The 14,426-nt window shown below is 73.0% G+C and carries 14 protein-coding genes; 5 read left to right on the top strand and 9 right to left on the bottom strand.

Annotated features, from left to right (window positions below; all coding sequences use genetic code 11):
* On the top strand, positions 1-574 hold a 574-nt coding region (locus tag ACFP3U_RS10525; RefSeq protein WP_380225068.1), incomplete at its 5' end, for a hypothetical protein.
* A gap of 283 nt (positions 575-857) precedes the next feature.
* On the opposite strand, the gene ACFP3U_RS10520 is transcribed toward ACFP3U_RS10525, so the two are convergent.
* Together ACFP3U_RS10520 and ACFP3U_RS10515 are read right to left on the bottom strand one after the other, a co-directional pair.
* Positions 858-1,976 carry a fatty acid desaturase family protein gene (locus ACFP3U_RS10520; protein WP_380225067.1) on the bottom strand — a complete coding sequence of 373 codons (1,119 nt, stop codon included), beginning with the start codon at positions 1,974-1,976 and terminating at the stop codon, positions 858-860.
* Positions 1,977-1,982: 6 nt separating this feature from the next.
* Positions 1,983-3,038 carry a ferredoxin reductase gene (locus ACFP3U_RS10515; RefSeq protein ID WP_380225065.1) on the bottom strand — a complete coding sequence of 352 codons (1,056 nt, stop codon included), beginning with the start codon at positions 3,036-3,038 and terminating at the stop codon, positions 1,983-1,985.
* 87 nt (positions 3,039-3,125) lie between these two features.
* Here ACFP3U_RS10515 and ACFP3U_RS10510 point away from each other — a divergent pair, with 87 nt between their 5' ends.
* Positions 3,126-4,265, top strand: coding sequence for a PucR family transcriptional regulator (locus ACFP3U_RS10510; RefSeq protein ID WP_380225064.1), 1,140 nt, complete (start codon positions 3,126-3,128; stop codon positions 4,263-4,265).
* 159 nt (positions 4,266-4,424) lie between these two features.
* Here the strand turns inward: ACFP3U_RS10510 and ACFP3U_RS10505 are convergent, their stop codons facing one another.
* From ACFP3U_RS10505 to ACFP3U_RS10495, 3 genes are all read right to left on the bottom strand, one after another.
* Entirely contained in the window at positions 4,425-4,919 is a 495-nt protein-coding gene (locus ACFP3U_RS10505) for an SRPBCC domain-containing protein (RefSeq protein ID WP_380225063.1), read from the bottom strand.
* A 107-nt stretch (positions 4,920-5,026) separates the two neighbouring features.
* Complete coding sequence (locus ACFP3U_RS10500; RefSeq protein WP_380225062.1) at positions 5,027-5,794, bottom strand: hypothetical protein; 768 nt, start codon at positions 5,792-5,794, stop codon at positions 5,027-5,029.
* Positions 5,791-6,699, bottom strand: a complete 909-nt coding sequence (locus ACFP3U_RS10495) for an ABC transporter ATP-binding protein (RefSeq protein ID WP_380225061.1) — start codon at positions 6,697-6,699, stop codon at positions 5,791-5,793. The genes ACFP3U_RS10500 and ACFP3U_RS10495 overlap by 4 nt, the downstream gene beginning before the upstream one ends.
* A 163-nt stretch (positions 6,700-6,862) precedes the next feature.
* Between ACFP3U_RS10495 and ACFP3U_RS10490 the strand changes: the two genes are divergently transcribed.
* Together ACFP3U_RS10490 and ACFP3U_RS10485 are read left to right on the top strand one after the other, a co-directional pair.
* Entirely contained in the window at positions 6,863-8,113 is a 1,251-nt protein-coding gene (locus ACFP3U_RS10490; protein ID WP_380225060.1) for a sensor histidine kinase, read from the top strand.
* Entirely contained in the window at positions 8,113-8,775 is a 663-nt protein-coding gene (locus tag ACFP3U_RS10485; RefSeq protein WP_380225077.1) for a response regulator transcription factor, read from the top strand. Before ACFP3U_RS10490 ends, ACFP3U_RS10485 begins: the two co-directional genes overlap by 1 nt.
* 63 nt (positions 8,776-8,838) lie before the next feature.
* Here the strand turns inward: ACFP3U_RS10485 and ACFP3U_RS10480 are convergent, their stop codons facing one another.
* The 3 genes from ACFP3U_RS10480 to modA all read right to left on the bottom strand — a co-directional run bounded on the left by ACFP3U_RS10480 (position 8,839) and on the right by modA (position 11,718).
* Positions 8,839-9,936 carry an ABC transporter ATP-binding protein gene (locus tag ACFP3U_RS10480; protein WP_380225059.1) on the bottom strand — a complete coding sequence of 366 codons (1,098 nt, stop codon included), beginning with the start codon at positions 9,934-9,936 and terminating at the stop codon, positions 8,839-8,841.
* A gap of 55 nt (positions 9,937-9,991) precedes the next feature.
* On the bottom strand, positions 9,992-10,816 hold the full coding sequence (locus ACFP3U_RS10475; protein ID WP_380225076.1) for an ABC transporter permease: 825 nt from the start codon (positions 10,814-10,816) through the stop codon (positions 9,992-9,994).
* Positions 10,817-10,890: 74 nt separating this feature from the next.
* The gene (gene modA / locus ACFP3U_RS10470; RefSeq protein WP_380225058.1) at positions 10,891-11,718 is read right to left on the bottom strand and encodes a molybdate ABC transporter substrate-binding protein; all 828 of its coding nucleotides are present in this window, start codon (positions 11,716-11,718) and stop codon (positions 10,891-10,893) included.
* Positions 11,719-12,137: 419 nt separating this feature from the next.
* Here modA and ACFP3U_RS10465 point away from each other — a divergent pair, with 419 nt between their 5' ends.
* A complete protein-coding gene (locus tag ACFP3U_RS10465; protein ID WP_380225057.1) occupies positions 12,138-13,619 on the top strand; it encodes a cytochrome P450 in 1,482 nt (493 codons plus the stop codon).
* Between the two features lie 305 nt (positions 13,620-13,924).
* Here ACFP3U_RS10465 and ACFP3U_RS10460 read toward each other — a convergent pair whose 3' ends face one another.
* A complete protein-coding gene (locus ACFP3U_RS10460; RefSeq protein ID WP_380225056.1) occupies positions 13,925-14,314 on the bottom strand; it encodes a hypothetical protein in 390 nt (129 codons plus the stop codon).
* Between the last annotated feature and the right edge of the window lie 112 nt (positions 14,315-14,426).

Raw genomic sequence — 14,426 nt, 5'->3', positions numbered from 1 at the left:
TCTCCTGGACCATCAAGATCCAGTGTCCGGTGTCCTCACATCAGGGGGAAGGCCCAACCTTGATGCCTTCGAGACCCGGGATCGCCGGTCCGAGCGCCACTTCAACCAGATTTTCGGTCCTGGCTTGCCGGAGAAGATGAAGGCGTCCCTAACCGCCTTCCAGTGCTTCCTCAACGTCCTTGACGTCATGTTGCGGGACGACGAAAGTCCGGCCTCCGCCGAGACAGTGTTCAAGCTCAGGTACATTACGCTCTACCACGTGCTGTCCAGCCTGGAGAAGCTCAGGAACCAGTACGAGAAGGAGCTGGGGATGGCATCCCGCTCGCTGCTCGCTGCCATGCTTGACCACCCCGTGAGCGCCGAGATCCGCAGCGGCGAGGCGCGGCATTTCCGCAACACCTTGATCCACTACACGCCCGCGGAGCACCTCGTCTCAAAGCTCTCCATGACCGCGCCGTATTACGGCCTGGTAGAAGCCTGCTTCCCGGCACGTGACTTCCCCTCTCTCCAAACTGCGGTCGCCGAGCACACGGGGCGGATGGCCGCGCTCATGGACCAGTGGTCGGGGACCTGACCGGTTGAGACGCGCAGCATCTCCCGCGCACTTCTGGATCCGAAGACAAGGCAGTGCTACCGATCGTCGATGGTGTTGCACCTCGCGGATCGGGGCGTGCTGACCGCGCGCCCTAGAGGAGTGCATGACCCCGGCACGGGGAGATCGCCCCCGGGAGCTGCACCGTCGTGGCGGACCACCCGGCGCTGCGCGGCTGAGCGGGAACCGGCCGGGCACGGCCGGCCGCCGGTTCGGCGCCCACTGAGGCGCCGAACCGGGGGCGCCGCTGCCCGCGTACCGGGGATCAGGCCGCGACGAGCTCCTGCTCGCGGTCCGGCGTCCTGACCCTGGGCTTCCTGTTCGGCAGCGAGAGTCGGAAGACCTTGTGCCACGCGGAGAACACCTGCTTGGGCAGCGGCCCGGTGACGTACTCCAGCTCGTACTTCTCGAACAGCGCGCGCACCTTCACCGCGACCTCGGCGTACCGGTTGCTGGGCAGGTCCGGGAACAGGTGGTGCTCGATCTGGTGGGACAGGTTGCCGGTCATGAAGTGCATGGCCCTGCTGCCGCTGATGTTCGCCGAGCCCATCATCTGGCGCAGGTACCACTGGCCGCGCGTCTCGCCCTTGATCGACCGGCGTTCGAAGACCTGTACGCCCTCGGGGAAGTGCCCGCACATGATCACCGAGTGGGTCCAGATGTTGCGGACCAGGTTCGCGGTGAACGTGGCGGCGAGCGTGGTGAGGAACGACGGGCCCGACAGCAGCGGGTGGATCACGTAGTCCTTGAGTACCTGCTTGCGGATCTTGCGGCCCACGGCCCTGACCCGGGCGCGGAACTCCGGGTCCTTGCGGCGGCGCTTGTGCAGGTTCTTGCCGAGTTCCAGGTCGTACGCCGCGATGCCGTACTCGAAGAAGCAGGCGTTGATGAAGTTCCACAGCGGCTGACCGAGGTGGAACGGGTGCCACCTCTGGTCCTCGTCGACGCGCATGATGCCGTAGCCGAGGTCGTTGTCCTTGCCGATCACGTTGGTGTACGTGTGGTGCAGCTCGTTGTGCGAGTGCTTCCACTGGTCGGACGGGGAGACGTGGTCCCACTCCCAGGTGGTGGAGTGGATCTTCGGGTCCCGCATCCAGTCCCACTGGCCGTGCAGGACGTTGTGGCCGATCTCCATGTTGTCCATGATCTTCGCCACGGACAGGCCGGCGGTGCCGAGCAGCCACGCGGGCGGGAAGATCGAGAACAGCAGCACGCCCCTGCTGGCCAGTTCGAGCTTGCGCTGCGCCGAGATGACCTTGCGGATGTAGGCGGCGTCCTTCTCGCCGCGGTCGGCGAGCACCTCGTCACGGATCGCGTCCAGCTCGCGGCCGAGCTCCTCGATCTGCTCCGCGGTCAGGTGGGCGGTGGGGTCGATGGCGGTCAAGTGCGTCTACCGTTCGATGTCGCAGGGGCCCGCCGCGGCGGACACGCAGGTCTGGATGAGGACGCCCGGCTCGGCCTCGGTGATCTCGCCGGTGCGCAGGTCGCGGACGGCGCCCGCCTTGAGCGGTGTGACGCAGCCGAAGCAGACGCCCATACGGCACCCGGAGGGCATGAGCACGCCGGCCTCCTCGCCGATGTCCAGCAACGGCGTGGCGCCGTCCGCGTCGACGGTCCTGCCGGTGGCGCTGAACGTGACCTCGCCGCCGTCGCCGACGACGACAACGCTGGGGCGGAACCGTTCGGTGTGCAGGCGCTCGCGGACGCCGTGCTCGGTCCAGTGCTCCTCTGCGGCGTCGAGCAGGCCCGCGGGCCCGCAGGCCCAGGTCTCGCGCTCGGCCCAGTCGGGCACGAGTTCGCCGAGACGGGCGATGTCGAGCCTGCCGTCGGTGACGGTGTGCACCTCGGTGAGGCGCAGCTTCCGGTCCGCGACCAGGCCGTGCAGTTCGTCGCGGAAGATCACGTCCTGCGGCTGCGGTGCGCAGTGGACCATCACGACGTCCTCGACCTCGGTGTCCCGCAGCATGCCCATCACGGGCGTGATGCCGCTGCCGGCCGTCAGGTAGAGCACCTTGGCGGGCTTGGCCGGCGGCAGCACGAAGTCACCGGTCGGCTGGTCGAGCTGGACCAGCGTGCCCGGCGTCGCCCTGCGGACGAGGTGGTTGCTGACCTTGCCGTCCGGGATCGCCTTCACGGTGATCGTGATCCGGCCGTCCCGGCGGTCCGTCGGTGAGGTGATGGAGTAGGCACGCCACAGGCGCCTCCCGTCGACGTCGACCCCGATCCGCACGTACTGACCGGCCGTGTGGCCGCGCCAGCCCCGTCCCGGCCTGATCACGACGGTCGCGGCGTCACCCGTCTCGGGGTGCACGGCCTCGATGCGCCCGCGCAGGTCGGCGCCCGCACGCAGCGGGCTGACCAGGTCGAGGTAGTCCGACGGCAGCAGGGGCGTCGTGACCATCTCCAGCAGTTTCCACGCCCTGCTGCGGAGGGCTGCACTCGTCATGACTCCAGCTTGCTGCGCCTCAGGGCGTAAAGTCCTGACCATAGGACGTGAATCTGGTCGGCTGAATTGTTCGTAGGGAACAAAAACGTGAGCCATGCAATCCGGAGGGCCGGCGAACCGGTCCTGGACGAGACGACGGTCACCGCGCTTCGGGCCGCGCTGGCGGCCACCGCCGACGAGGTCGTCCAGGCGATCATCGACGAAGTCCCGCCCTATGCCAACGCGCTCTCGGGCCGCATGGGCGCGACCATTCGCCGGGCCGTCCGCACCGCCCTGGGGCACTACCTGGACCTCGCGAGCGGGAACGCCACGGGTGGCGACGCCGGTGACGCGGCCTACGACCTGGGCCGCGGCGAGGTGCGCGACGGCCGTTCGATGGACGCGCTGCTCAGCGCCTACCGCGTCGGCGCCCGCGTGGCCTGGCGGTGCCTGGCGGCGGGCGCCGTACCCGCGGGTCTGCCCGCCGCCGAGGTCGCCAAGTTCGCCGAGCTGACCTTCGCCTACATCGACGAGCTCTCCGCCGCGAGCGCCGCGGGCCATGCCGACGAACTGGCCGCCCAGGGCAGGGCGCACGAGCGCCACCTGGAACACCTGGCCCGCGACCTCCTCGCCGGCGCGAGCCCGGAGGTGCTGTCGGCCTCCGCCCAACGGGCCGGGTGGCAGCCCCCGGTTTCACTGACCGTGGTCCTGCTGCCCGCCGCCCAGGCCCGGCCGGCCTACCGCATGCTCGAACCGGGCACTCTCGTCCTCGACGACCTCCCGGACGCCACCGGTGTGCTGCTCGTCCCCGACGCCGACCGACCACACCTCTTGCGGCAGCTGACCGACCGCACCGCCGTGGTCGGCCCGGCCCGGCCATGGACCCGCGCGTCCGCCTCGTACGCCCGGGCCGTACGCGCGCGCTCCCTCTCCGCCGACATCCGCGACACCGAGGCCCATCTGCCCGAGCTGGTGCTGAGCGCCGACATGGACGCGTTCGCGGACCTCCGTGCCCGAGCCCTCGCCCCGTTGCAGGCCTTGCCCGCCGCGACCGCACGTCGGCTGGAGGAGACGCTACGGGAGTGGCTGCTGCACCAGGGCCGGCGGGACGAGGTGGCAGCGGCGCTGTTCGTCCACCCTCAGACAGTCCGGTACCGGATGTCGCAGCTGCGCGAGCTGTTCCCGGATCTCGCCTCGCCGCACCGGGTCCTCGAACTGACCCTGGCGGTCGGTCTTCGCGGCACCTGACGTGTACCTCGGCCGTCCGCCACCGCGTCCGCGAGTCACCCGGCGCTGCGCGGCTGAGTGGGAGCAGTGGAGTGGGTGGCGTGCTGACGGCTGACAGTTGACAACTGACAGATTTCAGATGACAGATAACAGATTTTGAAATCTGTCAGCTGTCAGTCGTCACCCTCGCTTCCGGATCATCAGGCGTTCGGTGTAGCAGGCGAGTTCGGTCAGTTTGCGGGTCCAGCCGGTGCCGTTTTGGTCGAGGCGGGTGCGGGCTTCGTCAGGGGGAAGGGCGAGGGCGGCGAATCCGCTTTCCAGGACGGTCAGTCGGGTGTGGTTGCCCGGTTCTGTGGCCAGGGTGAAGGTGATCAGGGTCGCGTTGGCCTCGGTCGGGTGCTCGCCGGTGGCGTCCTGGGACCAGCGGAAGGCGAGGAGGGTGGGCGGCTCCACCTGCTCGATCAGGGCCGGCAGTGTGCCGGCGACTCCGGCCGCGCCGGCGACGCCGTGGGTGCCATCGTCCGCGGTGATGTGGCCGCCCGGGCGCAGGTCGATCTGTGCGGGGGTGCCCGTGCCGAACCAGGTGCCCAGGAACTCTGGTTGGGTGAGTACCTCCCAGACCCGCTCGCGCGGTGCGGCGATGGTGATCTCGCGCGCGATGCCGTCGGCGACCATGTCGTGAACCTCCTAGATCCGATTCCTGAGGGTCGCACGTTCCCGCCGCCATGTGCAACCTGTGAGTTGCACATGGCAGGCGGGGGATGGTCGTACATGACCTGCCGTCACATCTCCTGGCGGCGAAGGCGGTAGAGGCCGCCGTATGCCGCCGCGCCCGCCCACAGGGCCATGATCAGCAGGCCGCTCCAGTGCCCGTAGGGGATCGCGGGGTCGGCCTGGGTGCGCATCGCGTAGAGGCCGGCCCGGTCGGGCAGGAACCGGCACAGCTCGCGCACGCCGGGGATCGCGGTCAGGACGGTGGTGCCGAGGAAGACCATCGGGGTGATCAGCCCGATCGCGGCGCTGAAGTTGCGCAGCATCGTCGTCAGTCCGAGGCAGAGCACCACCAGCAGCGGGTGGTAGAGCACGGCGGCCAGGAGGCTGCGGCCGAGTCCGGGGGTGGCGAGGTCCAGGCCGACCGTGGCGGCGACCGCCAGGGCGGAGCCGGTCGTCGAGACCAGGCCGAGCAGGAGGCCGATCCCGCCGCCGAGTGCGAGCTTGGCGCCGTAGAGGCGGCCGCGCCTCGGGACGGCGGTGAGCGAGAGGCCGATCATGCGGGTGTTGAACTCCTGCCCGATCAGCAGGACTCCGAGCGCGGCCACCGCGACATGGCCGAACAGTAGGCCGTAGTAGAGGCCTTCCGCCGGGTCCTCGCCCAGGGAGTGGTCGGCCTGCCCGTAGGCGGCGTTGACGGCTGCGGTGATGCCCACGGTCAGGGCGACGGCGACCAGGGGGGCGATCCACTGGGAGCGGAGGGTGGTGAACTTGACGCGTTCGGCGCGGAGTGCGGCGCTGAAGGCTTCGGCGGTGGGGGTCGCGGTCGCGGTGCTCATGCGGCCACCGCCCGGTACTCGACGCTGTCGGTGGTCATCCGCATGAACGCCTCCTCCAGGGAGTCCTGTTGGACGGCGATCTCGTACAGCACCACCCCGTCGGCGGACGCCAGGGCGGCGATCTCCTCGGCCGCCGTGCCGGTGACCTCCCAGGCGCCGTCCGCCGCCGGTTGTGCGTCGAGGCCCGAACGGCCCATCAACGCGGCCAACTTGGCGGGATCGACGGCGCGCACCCGGATTCTGGTCCGGCCGTGGCGGTCGATGAAGGCGGCGGTCGCCGAGTCCGCCAGCAGCCGGCCCCGGCCGATCACCACCAAGTGGTCGGCGGTCAGCGCCATCTCCGTCATCAGGTGCGAGGAGACCAGCACCGCGCGGCCCTCGGCGGCAAGTCCGCGCAGCAGGGCGCGGATCCAGCGGATGCCTTCCGGGTCGAGGCCGTTCACGGGCTCGTCGAGCATCAGCGCCGGCGGGTCGCCGAGCAGCGCCGCGGCGACCCCGAGGCGTTGCCGCATGCCGAGCGAGAAGCCGCGGATCCGCCGGCCGGCCGCGTCGGTCAGTCCGACCTGGTCGAGCACCTCGTCGACGCGGCGGTCCGGCAGGCCGTTGGCGGCGGCCAGCCAGCGCAGGTGGCCGCGCGCCGTGCGGCCGCCGTGCAGGGCGTGGGCGTCGAGCAGCGCGCCGACCCGCCGTAGCGGGCGGTCCAGTTCGGCGTACGGGCGGCCGTCGACCAGCGTGCGGCCGGCGGTCGGGCGGTCGAGGCCGAGGACAAGCCGCATGGTGGTGCTCTTCCCGGCGCCGTTGGGCCCGAGGAAGCCGGTCACCACCCCGGGGCGGACCTCGAAGTCGAGACCGTCCACCACCCGCACCCCGCCGTACTCCTTGGTGAGGCCCTCCACCTTGATCACGACCGTTCTCCCTCTCTCCCGTACTTCGATGCTTCAGTGCTTCGGTGCTGCGATGCCTCCATGGGACCGGATCCGGGCGGTCCGGCGGATCCCGCCCGGGAGGGGGCCGGCCTCCCTCCCCGGAGGGAGGCCGCGCACCCCGCTGACCTGGCAGGATGGCGCGATGCCCCGAATCCTCGCGCCCCTGCTGAGCGCCGCCACCTACGCGCGGTGGCTGCACCTGGTGCTCGGTCCGGTCTTCGCCGGTGTCGTGCTGATGGTCTATCCCGGGATCGAGGGACGGACCTCCGGCGAGGTGCTGGTGCGGGCGGTGCCGGTGGACGTCGCGCTGCTGGTGCTCCTCGCGCTGGTGCCCGCGGTGCGGCGGGCGGAGGGCATGCAGGCGCGGCTGATGCTCGCCCCCGACCGGGAGCGGGACATCGCCGCCGAACCCGCCCGCGGCTGGGCCGACCGGCGGCGGACGGCCGCCTGGCTGATCGGCCGGGTCGCCCTCGGGTCGGTCGTCGTCGGCGCCTCGATGCTGGTGCCGGCCGCCGTCCTCGACCTCGTCCGGGGGCCGGACGCGGTGGTGTTGGGGTTGCGGATCGGTGGCGGGGACGGCTTGCGGGGGTGGACGCCGTTGCTGGCGCCGGTGTTGCTGTTCGGGCTCGGCTGGCTGGTCGTCTGGGCCGGTCGGCTCCAACTAGCCATGGCGATCCGCCTGTTGGGACCTTCTCCGGCGCAGCGGTTGGCCGCCGCCGAACTGCGCGCCGAACGCCTGCTGGAGCGCAACCTGTTGGCGCGTGAGCTGCACGACTCGATCGGCCACGCCCTGACGGTGACGGTCCTTCAGGCGGGCGCCGCGCGCGCGGTCGGCGACCCGGCGTTCGTCGCCAAGGCGCTCGAAGTCATCGAGGAGACAGGGCGGTTGGCGATGGACGACCTGGAACGAACCCTCGCGCTGCTCCGCGACCCGGGGGAGTCGGGCGGCCCGGGCACCGGAAGTGGCGAGGACGCGCGGGAACGGCCGGGGATCGAGCAGTTGCCCGCCCTGTTCGACACCGCGCGGGCGGCCGGCAGCCCCGTCGAGGCCCGGGTCGACGTCCCGTCGGGCGGCCTCCCCGGCGTGCTCTCCCGCGAGGGCTACCGGATCGTCCAGGAAGGCGTCACCAACGCCCTCAAGTACGCGCCCGGCGAACCGATCAGCGTCCGGATCGCCGTCCGGGACGGCCGCCTGGACCTGCGCTGCGCCACCGCCCTCCACCCGCGCGGCGGCGGCGCGCCCGTCCGCCCGGGCGGCTCACCGGGCCGCGGTGGCAAGGGACTTCGCGGCATCCGCGAACGGGCCGTGCTGCTCGGCGGCGAGGCCACCGCGGGCCCCGACTCCGGCGAGTGGGTGCTGGCCGTCCGGGTCCCCCTACGCTTGGGCGCGTGATGATCGACATTCTGCTGGCCGACGACGAGGAACTCGTCCGGGCCGGCCTGCGGGCGGTGCTGGAGGCGCAGGGCGACCTCCGGGTGGTGGGGGAGGCGTCCGACGGCGCGGAGGCGCTCGTGCTGGCCCGCCGACTGCGTCCGCACGTGGTGCTGATGGACGTCCGGATGCCCGGTCTCGACGGCCTCGCCGCCACCCGCGAACTGGTCCGCGACGGGGCCGCGCCCGGCGGGTGGGCGCCGAAGATCGTGGTCGTCACCACCTTCGAGGTCGACGACTACGTCTACCAGGCCCTGCGCGCCGGTGCCGCCGGCTTCCTGCTCAAGCGCACCCGGCCCGCCGAGATCGCCCAGGCCGTGCGGCTGGTGGCGGCCGGCGAGTCGCTGCTCTTCCCCGCCCAGATCCGCCGGCTCGCCGCCGGTCAGGGCAACGCGGCGGCGCGCGGCACGATGGCCCGCGCCGCCCTGACCGACCGCGAGGCCGAGGTGCTGCGCCACGTGGCGCGCGGGCTGACCAACGGGGAGATCGCCGGGGAGCTCTTCCTCGGCGTGCAGACGGTGAAGACGCACGTCAGCAGCGTGCTGGCGAAGCTCGGCGCGCGGGACCGGACCCAGGCGGTCATCCTCGCGTACGAGTCGGGCTTCGTGGCGCCCACCGAGTAGCGACCGGGGGCGCCCACCGCGTGGAGGCCGACGGCGTCGGCCGAGCGAAGGCCGGCGTGGGGCTCAGGCCGGATAGGCGTGGGTCTGCGCGGCCTTGACCGCGGCCCAGACCGTCGCGCCCGGCGCCAGGCGCAGTTCGGCGGCCGCCGCCGGGGTGAGGTCGGCGGCCATCGGGACGGCGCCCGTCAGATCGGCCCGCACCTGGTCGCCGTGGAGGTCCAGGCCGGCGACCGTCAGCTCCCAGACGTTGCGCGCGCTCCCCTCCGGCCGCGCGGGGTGCAGGGTCACCGCGGACGGCGGGAAGGCGACGAAGGCCGGCCCGGCGAGGTGCTCGTCGGTGGTCAGCACGGCGCCGTCCGGGAGGGTCACCCGGTGGCCGTCCGCCGTGCCCCGGTACAGGTTCAGTCCGACCAGCCGGGCGATGTAGTCGGTGCGCGGGCGCCGCGCGATCTCCGCCGGGAGGCCGGACTGCACCTCGCGCCCGTCCTCGATCACCACCAGCCGGTCGGCCAGCACCATCGCGTCCAGCGGGTCGTGCGTCACCAGTACCGCGACCGCCTCGAACTCGGCCAGGTGGCGCCGCAGTTGGGCCCGGACGTCGAGCCTGGTACGGGCGTCCAGGGCGGCCAGCGGTTCGTCCAGGAGCAGCAGCCGCGGCCGGACGGCCAGCGCCCGGGCCAGTGCCACCCGCTGGGCCTGGCCGCCGGAGAGCCGGCCCGGGCGGGCGCCGGCGTGTTCGGCCAGGCCCATCCGCTCCAGCCAGCCGGCCGCCTCGGCGCGCGCCTCGCGCCTGGACCGGCCCCGGCAGCGCGGGCCGAAGGCGACGTTGTCGAGGGCGCTCAGGTGGGGGAAGAGCAGGTAGTCCTGGAAGACCACGCCGACCGGGCGCTCCTCGGCGGGGGTGTGCAGCCGCCGGGCCGGGTCCTCCAGGACCTCGCCGTCCAACCGCAGGTGGCCGGCGCCGAGCGGGAGCAGACCGGCCAGCGCGCGCAGGGCGGTGGACTTGCCGGCGCCGTTCGGGCCGAGCAGCGCGACCACCTCGCCGGGGGCGGCGGTGAGGGCGAGGTCCAGGGTGAACGCGGCCCGGTCGACCCGCAGCCGGGCGTCCAGACCGGTGCCGCCGGGAACGCCGTGGGAGCCGGAGGCGGGGTGGGAGGTCATCGGCGGGGCGCTCCGGGAACGGGGAGGGGGACGGGGACCGGGGCCGGGGGCGGCGTCACGGCGTGGACATCCAGCGTTCGCGCAGGCCGGCCAGGACCGCGATCGACACCACCAGCAGCACCAGCGACAGCGCGATCGCCGCCTCCGGATCCGACTCCATCGCGAGGTAGACGGCGAGCGGCATGGTCTGCGTGCGGCCCGGGAAGTTGCCCGCGAAGGTGATCGTCGCGCCGAACTCGCCGAGCGCCCGCGCCCAGGCCAGCACGGCGCCCGCGCCGATGCCGGGGGCGATCAGCGGCAGCGTGACCCGGCGGAAGGTGGTCAGCCGGGAGGCACCCAGCGTCGCGGCGGCCTCCTCGTAGCGCGGGTCGGCGGCGCGCAGCGCGCCCTCGACGCTGATCACCAGGAACGGCATCGCGACGAACGCCTCCGCGATCACCACACCGGTGGTGGTGAACGGCAGGGTGAGGCCGAAGGCGGAGTCCAGCCAGGAGCCGACGATGCCGCGCCGGCCGAGCACCAGCAGCAGCGCCACGCCGCCGACCACCGGCGGCAGGACCAGCGGCAGCGTGACCAGGGCCCGGATCAGCCGCCGGCCCGGCAGGTCGGTCCGGGCCAGCAACCAGGCCAGCGGCACGCCCAGCACCAGCGACACCGCCGTGGCCGCCGTCGCGCAGACGAGCGAGAGCCGCAGCGCCTCCCACACCTGGGGGCTGGTGAGCTGCTCCGAGAGGCTGGTCCAGGGCGCCCGGACCAGCAGCCCGACCAGCGGGAGGACGAGGAACGCCAGGCCGAGCAGGGCGGGGAGCAGTAGGGCGACCGGGAGCCGGTGCGCCCGCCGCCGACCGCGGCGGCGCGGCCGGCCGGCGGGCGCGGGCACGGGCGCGTCTGAGCCCTCGCCCGCGCCCGAACCGCTGCCGGGTCCGACGCCGCCGACGCGGTCGGTGCGACGGATCACGGCGCCTGGAAGCCCGCCGCGGTCAGCACCTGCTGCGCCTCGGACGACTGGATGTAGGCGACGAAGGCGGCGGCGCCGCCCTTGTTCGGCGCCTTGGCGAGGGCGGCGATCGGGTAGTCGTTCACGGCCTTGGCGGCCTCGGGGAAGTCCACGCCGTCGATCTTCGCAGCATCGGCCTTCACATCGGTGCGGTACACCAGCGAGGCGTCGACCTCGCCCAGTTCGACCTTGGTGAGCGCGCCCTTGACGTCCTGCTCCAGGGTGACCGGGGTGAGGTTGACGCCGGCGGCCTTGAGCGCGGTCAGCGCGGCGGCGCCGCAGGGCACCTCCTTGGCGCAGAGCGCGACCTTCACCCCGGGCGCGGCCAGGTCGGCGAGGCCGGCGAGGTGCTTGGGGTTGCCCTTGGGGACGGCGATGGTGAGCGTGTTGCGTACGAAGGTCCTCGGCTCGCCCGTGGCGCCGCCCGCGTCGGTGACGGTCTTCATGGTGGCCGGGCTGGCGGCGGCGAAGACGTCGGCCGGGGCGCCGGAGTTGATGCTGGTGGCGAGTGCGGAGCTGCCGCCGAAGTTGAAGGTGACCTTGGCGCCGGGGTTGGCGGCCTCGAACTTCTTGCCGAGGTCCGTGAAGGTCTCCTTGAGCGAGGCGGCCGCGAAGACGGTGATCGACCCGGAGGCCTTCGGGGCGGCGGACGCGCCTGTACCGGGGGCGGTGCTGTTGCCGCCGGTGCTCTTGCCGTCCGCGCCGCCGTCGCTGCCGCAGGCGGTGGCGCCGAGGGCGAGGACGAGGGTCGCGGCCGCGGCGGCGGTGAGTCTGCGGATGGTCATTCCGTGGCTTCCCCTCCTGGGCGCGCCGGGAGGGGCGCGGGGCTCATGCCGCAGGTGCGGCCGTTACGCCGATCATAGTGCCGCATATGCGGGCTGATAATCGTCTGTCTCATCGCACAGGCAAGGGGGGCCACAAGGCCCGGCCCGGCTGTCGGAAGACGCAAGCGCCCCCCGTTCCCGACCTGGAGAGCCAGCCAGCAGAGGGCCGACAGGGGGCGCGGGACGGTTCGCCGGGCGCCGGGTGGTACGCGTCGGTACCGACCCGTACGCCCCTTCTGCTCCAATTCGCCGTCAGTTACGTTGGGGCGGCACGAGGGACCCGACCGACGAGACGCGCAGTCGTCGAGGAGCAGGACGTCGAGGAGCAGGACGTCCGGCGAGGCGCGCGCGGCCGGCCAGGCGCACGACCGAGGAGGGGCATGTCGCTGACCGGCGCCACCACGAGCACCACCGGCACCGCCGCCACCATCACCCGGATACCCGGGCCGCCCGGACTCCCGCTGGTGGGCTCGCTGTTCGACCTGACCCGGCGGCCGCTGCGGACCTACCTCGACGCCCGGCGCGACTACGGCGACGTCGTCCGGTTCGTCGCCGGGCCGCCCGGGCTGCGCGCCGAGTTCTACGCGGTGTTCTCCCCGACGGGCGCCCACCAGGTCCTCGGCAGCGAGGCGGCCAACTTCCGCAAGGACAACAGCTTCTACGAGGAGCTGCGGAGCAGCCTCGGCAACGGCCTGTTGACCAGCCAGGACGGCGACTACACGCGCCAACGGCGGTTGATCCAGCCGCTGTTCACCCGGCGCCGGGTGGACGGTTACGCGGCAGCGGTCGGGTTGGAGTGCGCGGCGCTCGCCGACCGGTGGCGGGCGGCGCCCGGCGGCGTGGTGGACGTCGCGGAGGAGATGTCGCGGTTCGCGCTGCGCACGGTGTCCCGGATCCTGTTCGGGGCGGACGTGGAGGCGGCGGTGGAGGTGGTGCACCGCAGTTTCCCGGTGCTCGGCGAGTTCGTCCTCGAACGCGGCTTCGCGCCGGTCCGGGTGCCCCGGGCCTGGCCGACGCCCGCCAACCGGCGGGGCGCCGCCGCGCAGCGCGACCTCTACGCGGTGTGTGACCGGATCATCGCCGAGCGGGCGCTCCGGCGGCTCGCGGGGCCGGGGTCGCGGGTGGGACGGAGCGGGGAGGCCGTCGAGGGATCCGGCGCGGCCGGCACGGCGGACGCGGTCGGCCACGCCGGTCCGGACGACCTGCTGGAGTTGCTGACCCGGGCCCGGGGCGAGGACGGCGAACGGCTCGACCCGGCCGAACTGCGCGACCAGGTGCTGATCTTCCTGCTCGCCGGGCACGAGACCACGGCGACCTCGCTGGCCTTCGCGCTCTTCCTGCTGGCCAAGCACCCGGAACAGCGGCGCAGGGCGCGCGAGGAGGTGGACGCGGTGCTGGCCGGGCGGGAGCCGACCGCCGCCGACCTGGAGGCGCTGCCGTACCTCACCCGGGTGCTGAAGGAGGCGATGCGGCTCTACCCGGCCGCCTCGCAGATGGGGCGCAGCTCGGTGGCCGAGTCGGTGATCGACGGGTACGTCGTCCCGGCCGGCGCGCAGGTCATCCTCGCGCCGTGGGTCACCCACCGGCACCCGGACCACTGGGAGCAGCCGGACCGCTTCGACCCGGACCGCTTCCTGCCCGAGCGCGAGAAGGAGCGGCACCGCTACGCCTGGTACCCGTTCGGGGGCGGGCCGCGGGCCTGCATCGGCCAGCAGTTCTCGATGCTGGAGTCGGTGCTGGCGCTGGGCGCGCTGCTGCGGGACTTCGACTTCGAGGCGGTGGATCGCGGCGTACGGCTGGGCCAGGCCATCACGCTCCGGGTGCTGAGCCCGATGCGGGTCCGGCTGACGCCGCGCGGGTGACGCCCTCGCGCCGTGACGGCGTCCGCGTGCCCGATGCCATGCGCCGTCCCGGTGGCCCGGTCGGGGCACACGACCGGGCCATTCGAACACAGCACCCCGGTGCCGCGGGCGGATTCCGAGTTCTTCGCCGATGCCGCGCCGGCCCGTCGGTAGCGTCCTGGACACCCCGGGCCGGAAGCGCACGTACGGACGGCACAAGAAGCACCGTCGCTCCACCATCTCGGCCTCCGCGCGGAGTCCGCCCGGCCCGGGGCGTTCCCCTGCCCCGGGCCGGGCGGGTGCCGGGACGCGGCCCGGTCGGTCGGTCAGCCGCGGCTCTCGAAGCGGATCCGGGTCCAGGAGGAGTTCGGGCAGTTGCCCCACACCGCCCACGGCTCCGGCCGGGCGCCGATCCACAGGCCGGTGCTGGAGGTGCCGTTGGCGCAGTAGGTGATGGTGCGCAGCTCGCCGGAGGCGATCCGGCAGTTGCCCTCCCAGCGCCAGCCGTAGTCGGCGGTGATCGTGCACTTGTAGTCGGCGGTGATCGCGACGGGGGCCGTGCCGGGGCGCACGGTGGTGACGGTCGGTTCGGTCGACGTGGCGGTGGTGTCGGTCGTATCGGCGGTGGCCGGGAGGGCGGTGGCACCGAGCACGCCGAGGGCGGCGACGGCCACCGTGCCGAGCTTGGCGAAGGTTCGGGCGATGCAACCGGTCATGGCGTTGTCTCCTCGCTCGTGGGGCGGACCGGCCGCGGGGGCGGGATTCCCGATCTCCTTTGCGACGTACGGCCGGTGACCTAAAGCACACGAATGGATGCAGACGGTGGGA

The sequence above is a fragment of the Kitasatospora misakiensis genome (assembly GCF_042656005.1).
Taxonomy (GTDB): Bacteria; Actinomycetota; Actinomycetes; order Streptomycetales; family Streptomycetaceae; genus Kitasatospora; species Kitasatospora misakiensis.
The sequence above is the reverse complement of the archived record's forward strand: the minus strand, read 5'-3'. Positions and strand labels throughout refer to the sequence as shown.

Coding starts and splice junctions, on each gene's coding strand:
- ACFP3U_RS10515 (WP_380225065.1), bottom strand. CDS start 3,038: ATGACGAGTGCAGCCCTCCGCAGCAGGGCGTGGAAACTGCTGGAGATG.
- ACFP3U_RS10505 (WP_380225063.1), bottom strand. CDS start 4,919: ATGGTCGCCGACGGCATCGCGCGCGAGATCACCATCGCCGCACCGCGC.
- ACFP3U_RS10500 (WP_380225062.1), bottom strand. CDS start 5,794: ATGAGCACCGCGACCGCGACCCCCACCGCCGAAGCCTTCAGCGCCGCA.
- ACFP3U_RS10490 (WP_380225060.1), top strand. CDS start 6,863: ATGCCCCGAATCCTCGCGCCCCTGCTGAGCGCCGCCACCTACGCGCGG.
- ACFP3U_RS10485 (WP_380225077.1), top strand. CDS start 8,113: ATGATCGACATTCTGCTGGCCGACGACGAGGAACTCGTCCGGGCCGGC.
- ACFP3U_RS10480 (WP_380225059.1), bottom strand. CDS start 9,936: ATGACCTCCCACCCCGCCTCCGGCTCCCACGGCGTTCCCGGCGGCACC.
- modA (WP_380225058.1), bottom strand. CDS start 11,718: ATGACCATCCGCAGACTCACCGCCGCCGCGGCCGCGACCCTCGTCCTC.
- ACFP3U_RS10465 (WP_380225057.1), top strand. CDS start 12,138: ATGTCGCTGACCGGCGCCACCACGAGCACCACCGGCACCGCCGCCACC.
- ACFP3U_RS10460 (WP_380225056.1), bottom strand. CDS start 14,314: ATGACCGGTTGCATCGCCCGAACCTTCGCCAAGCTCGGCACGGTGGCC.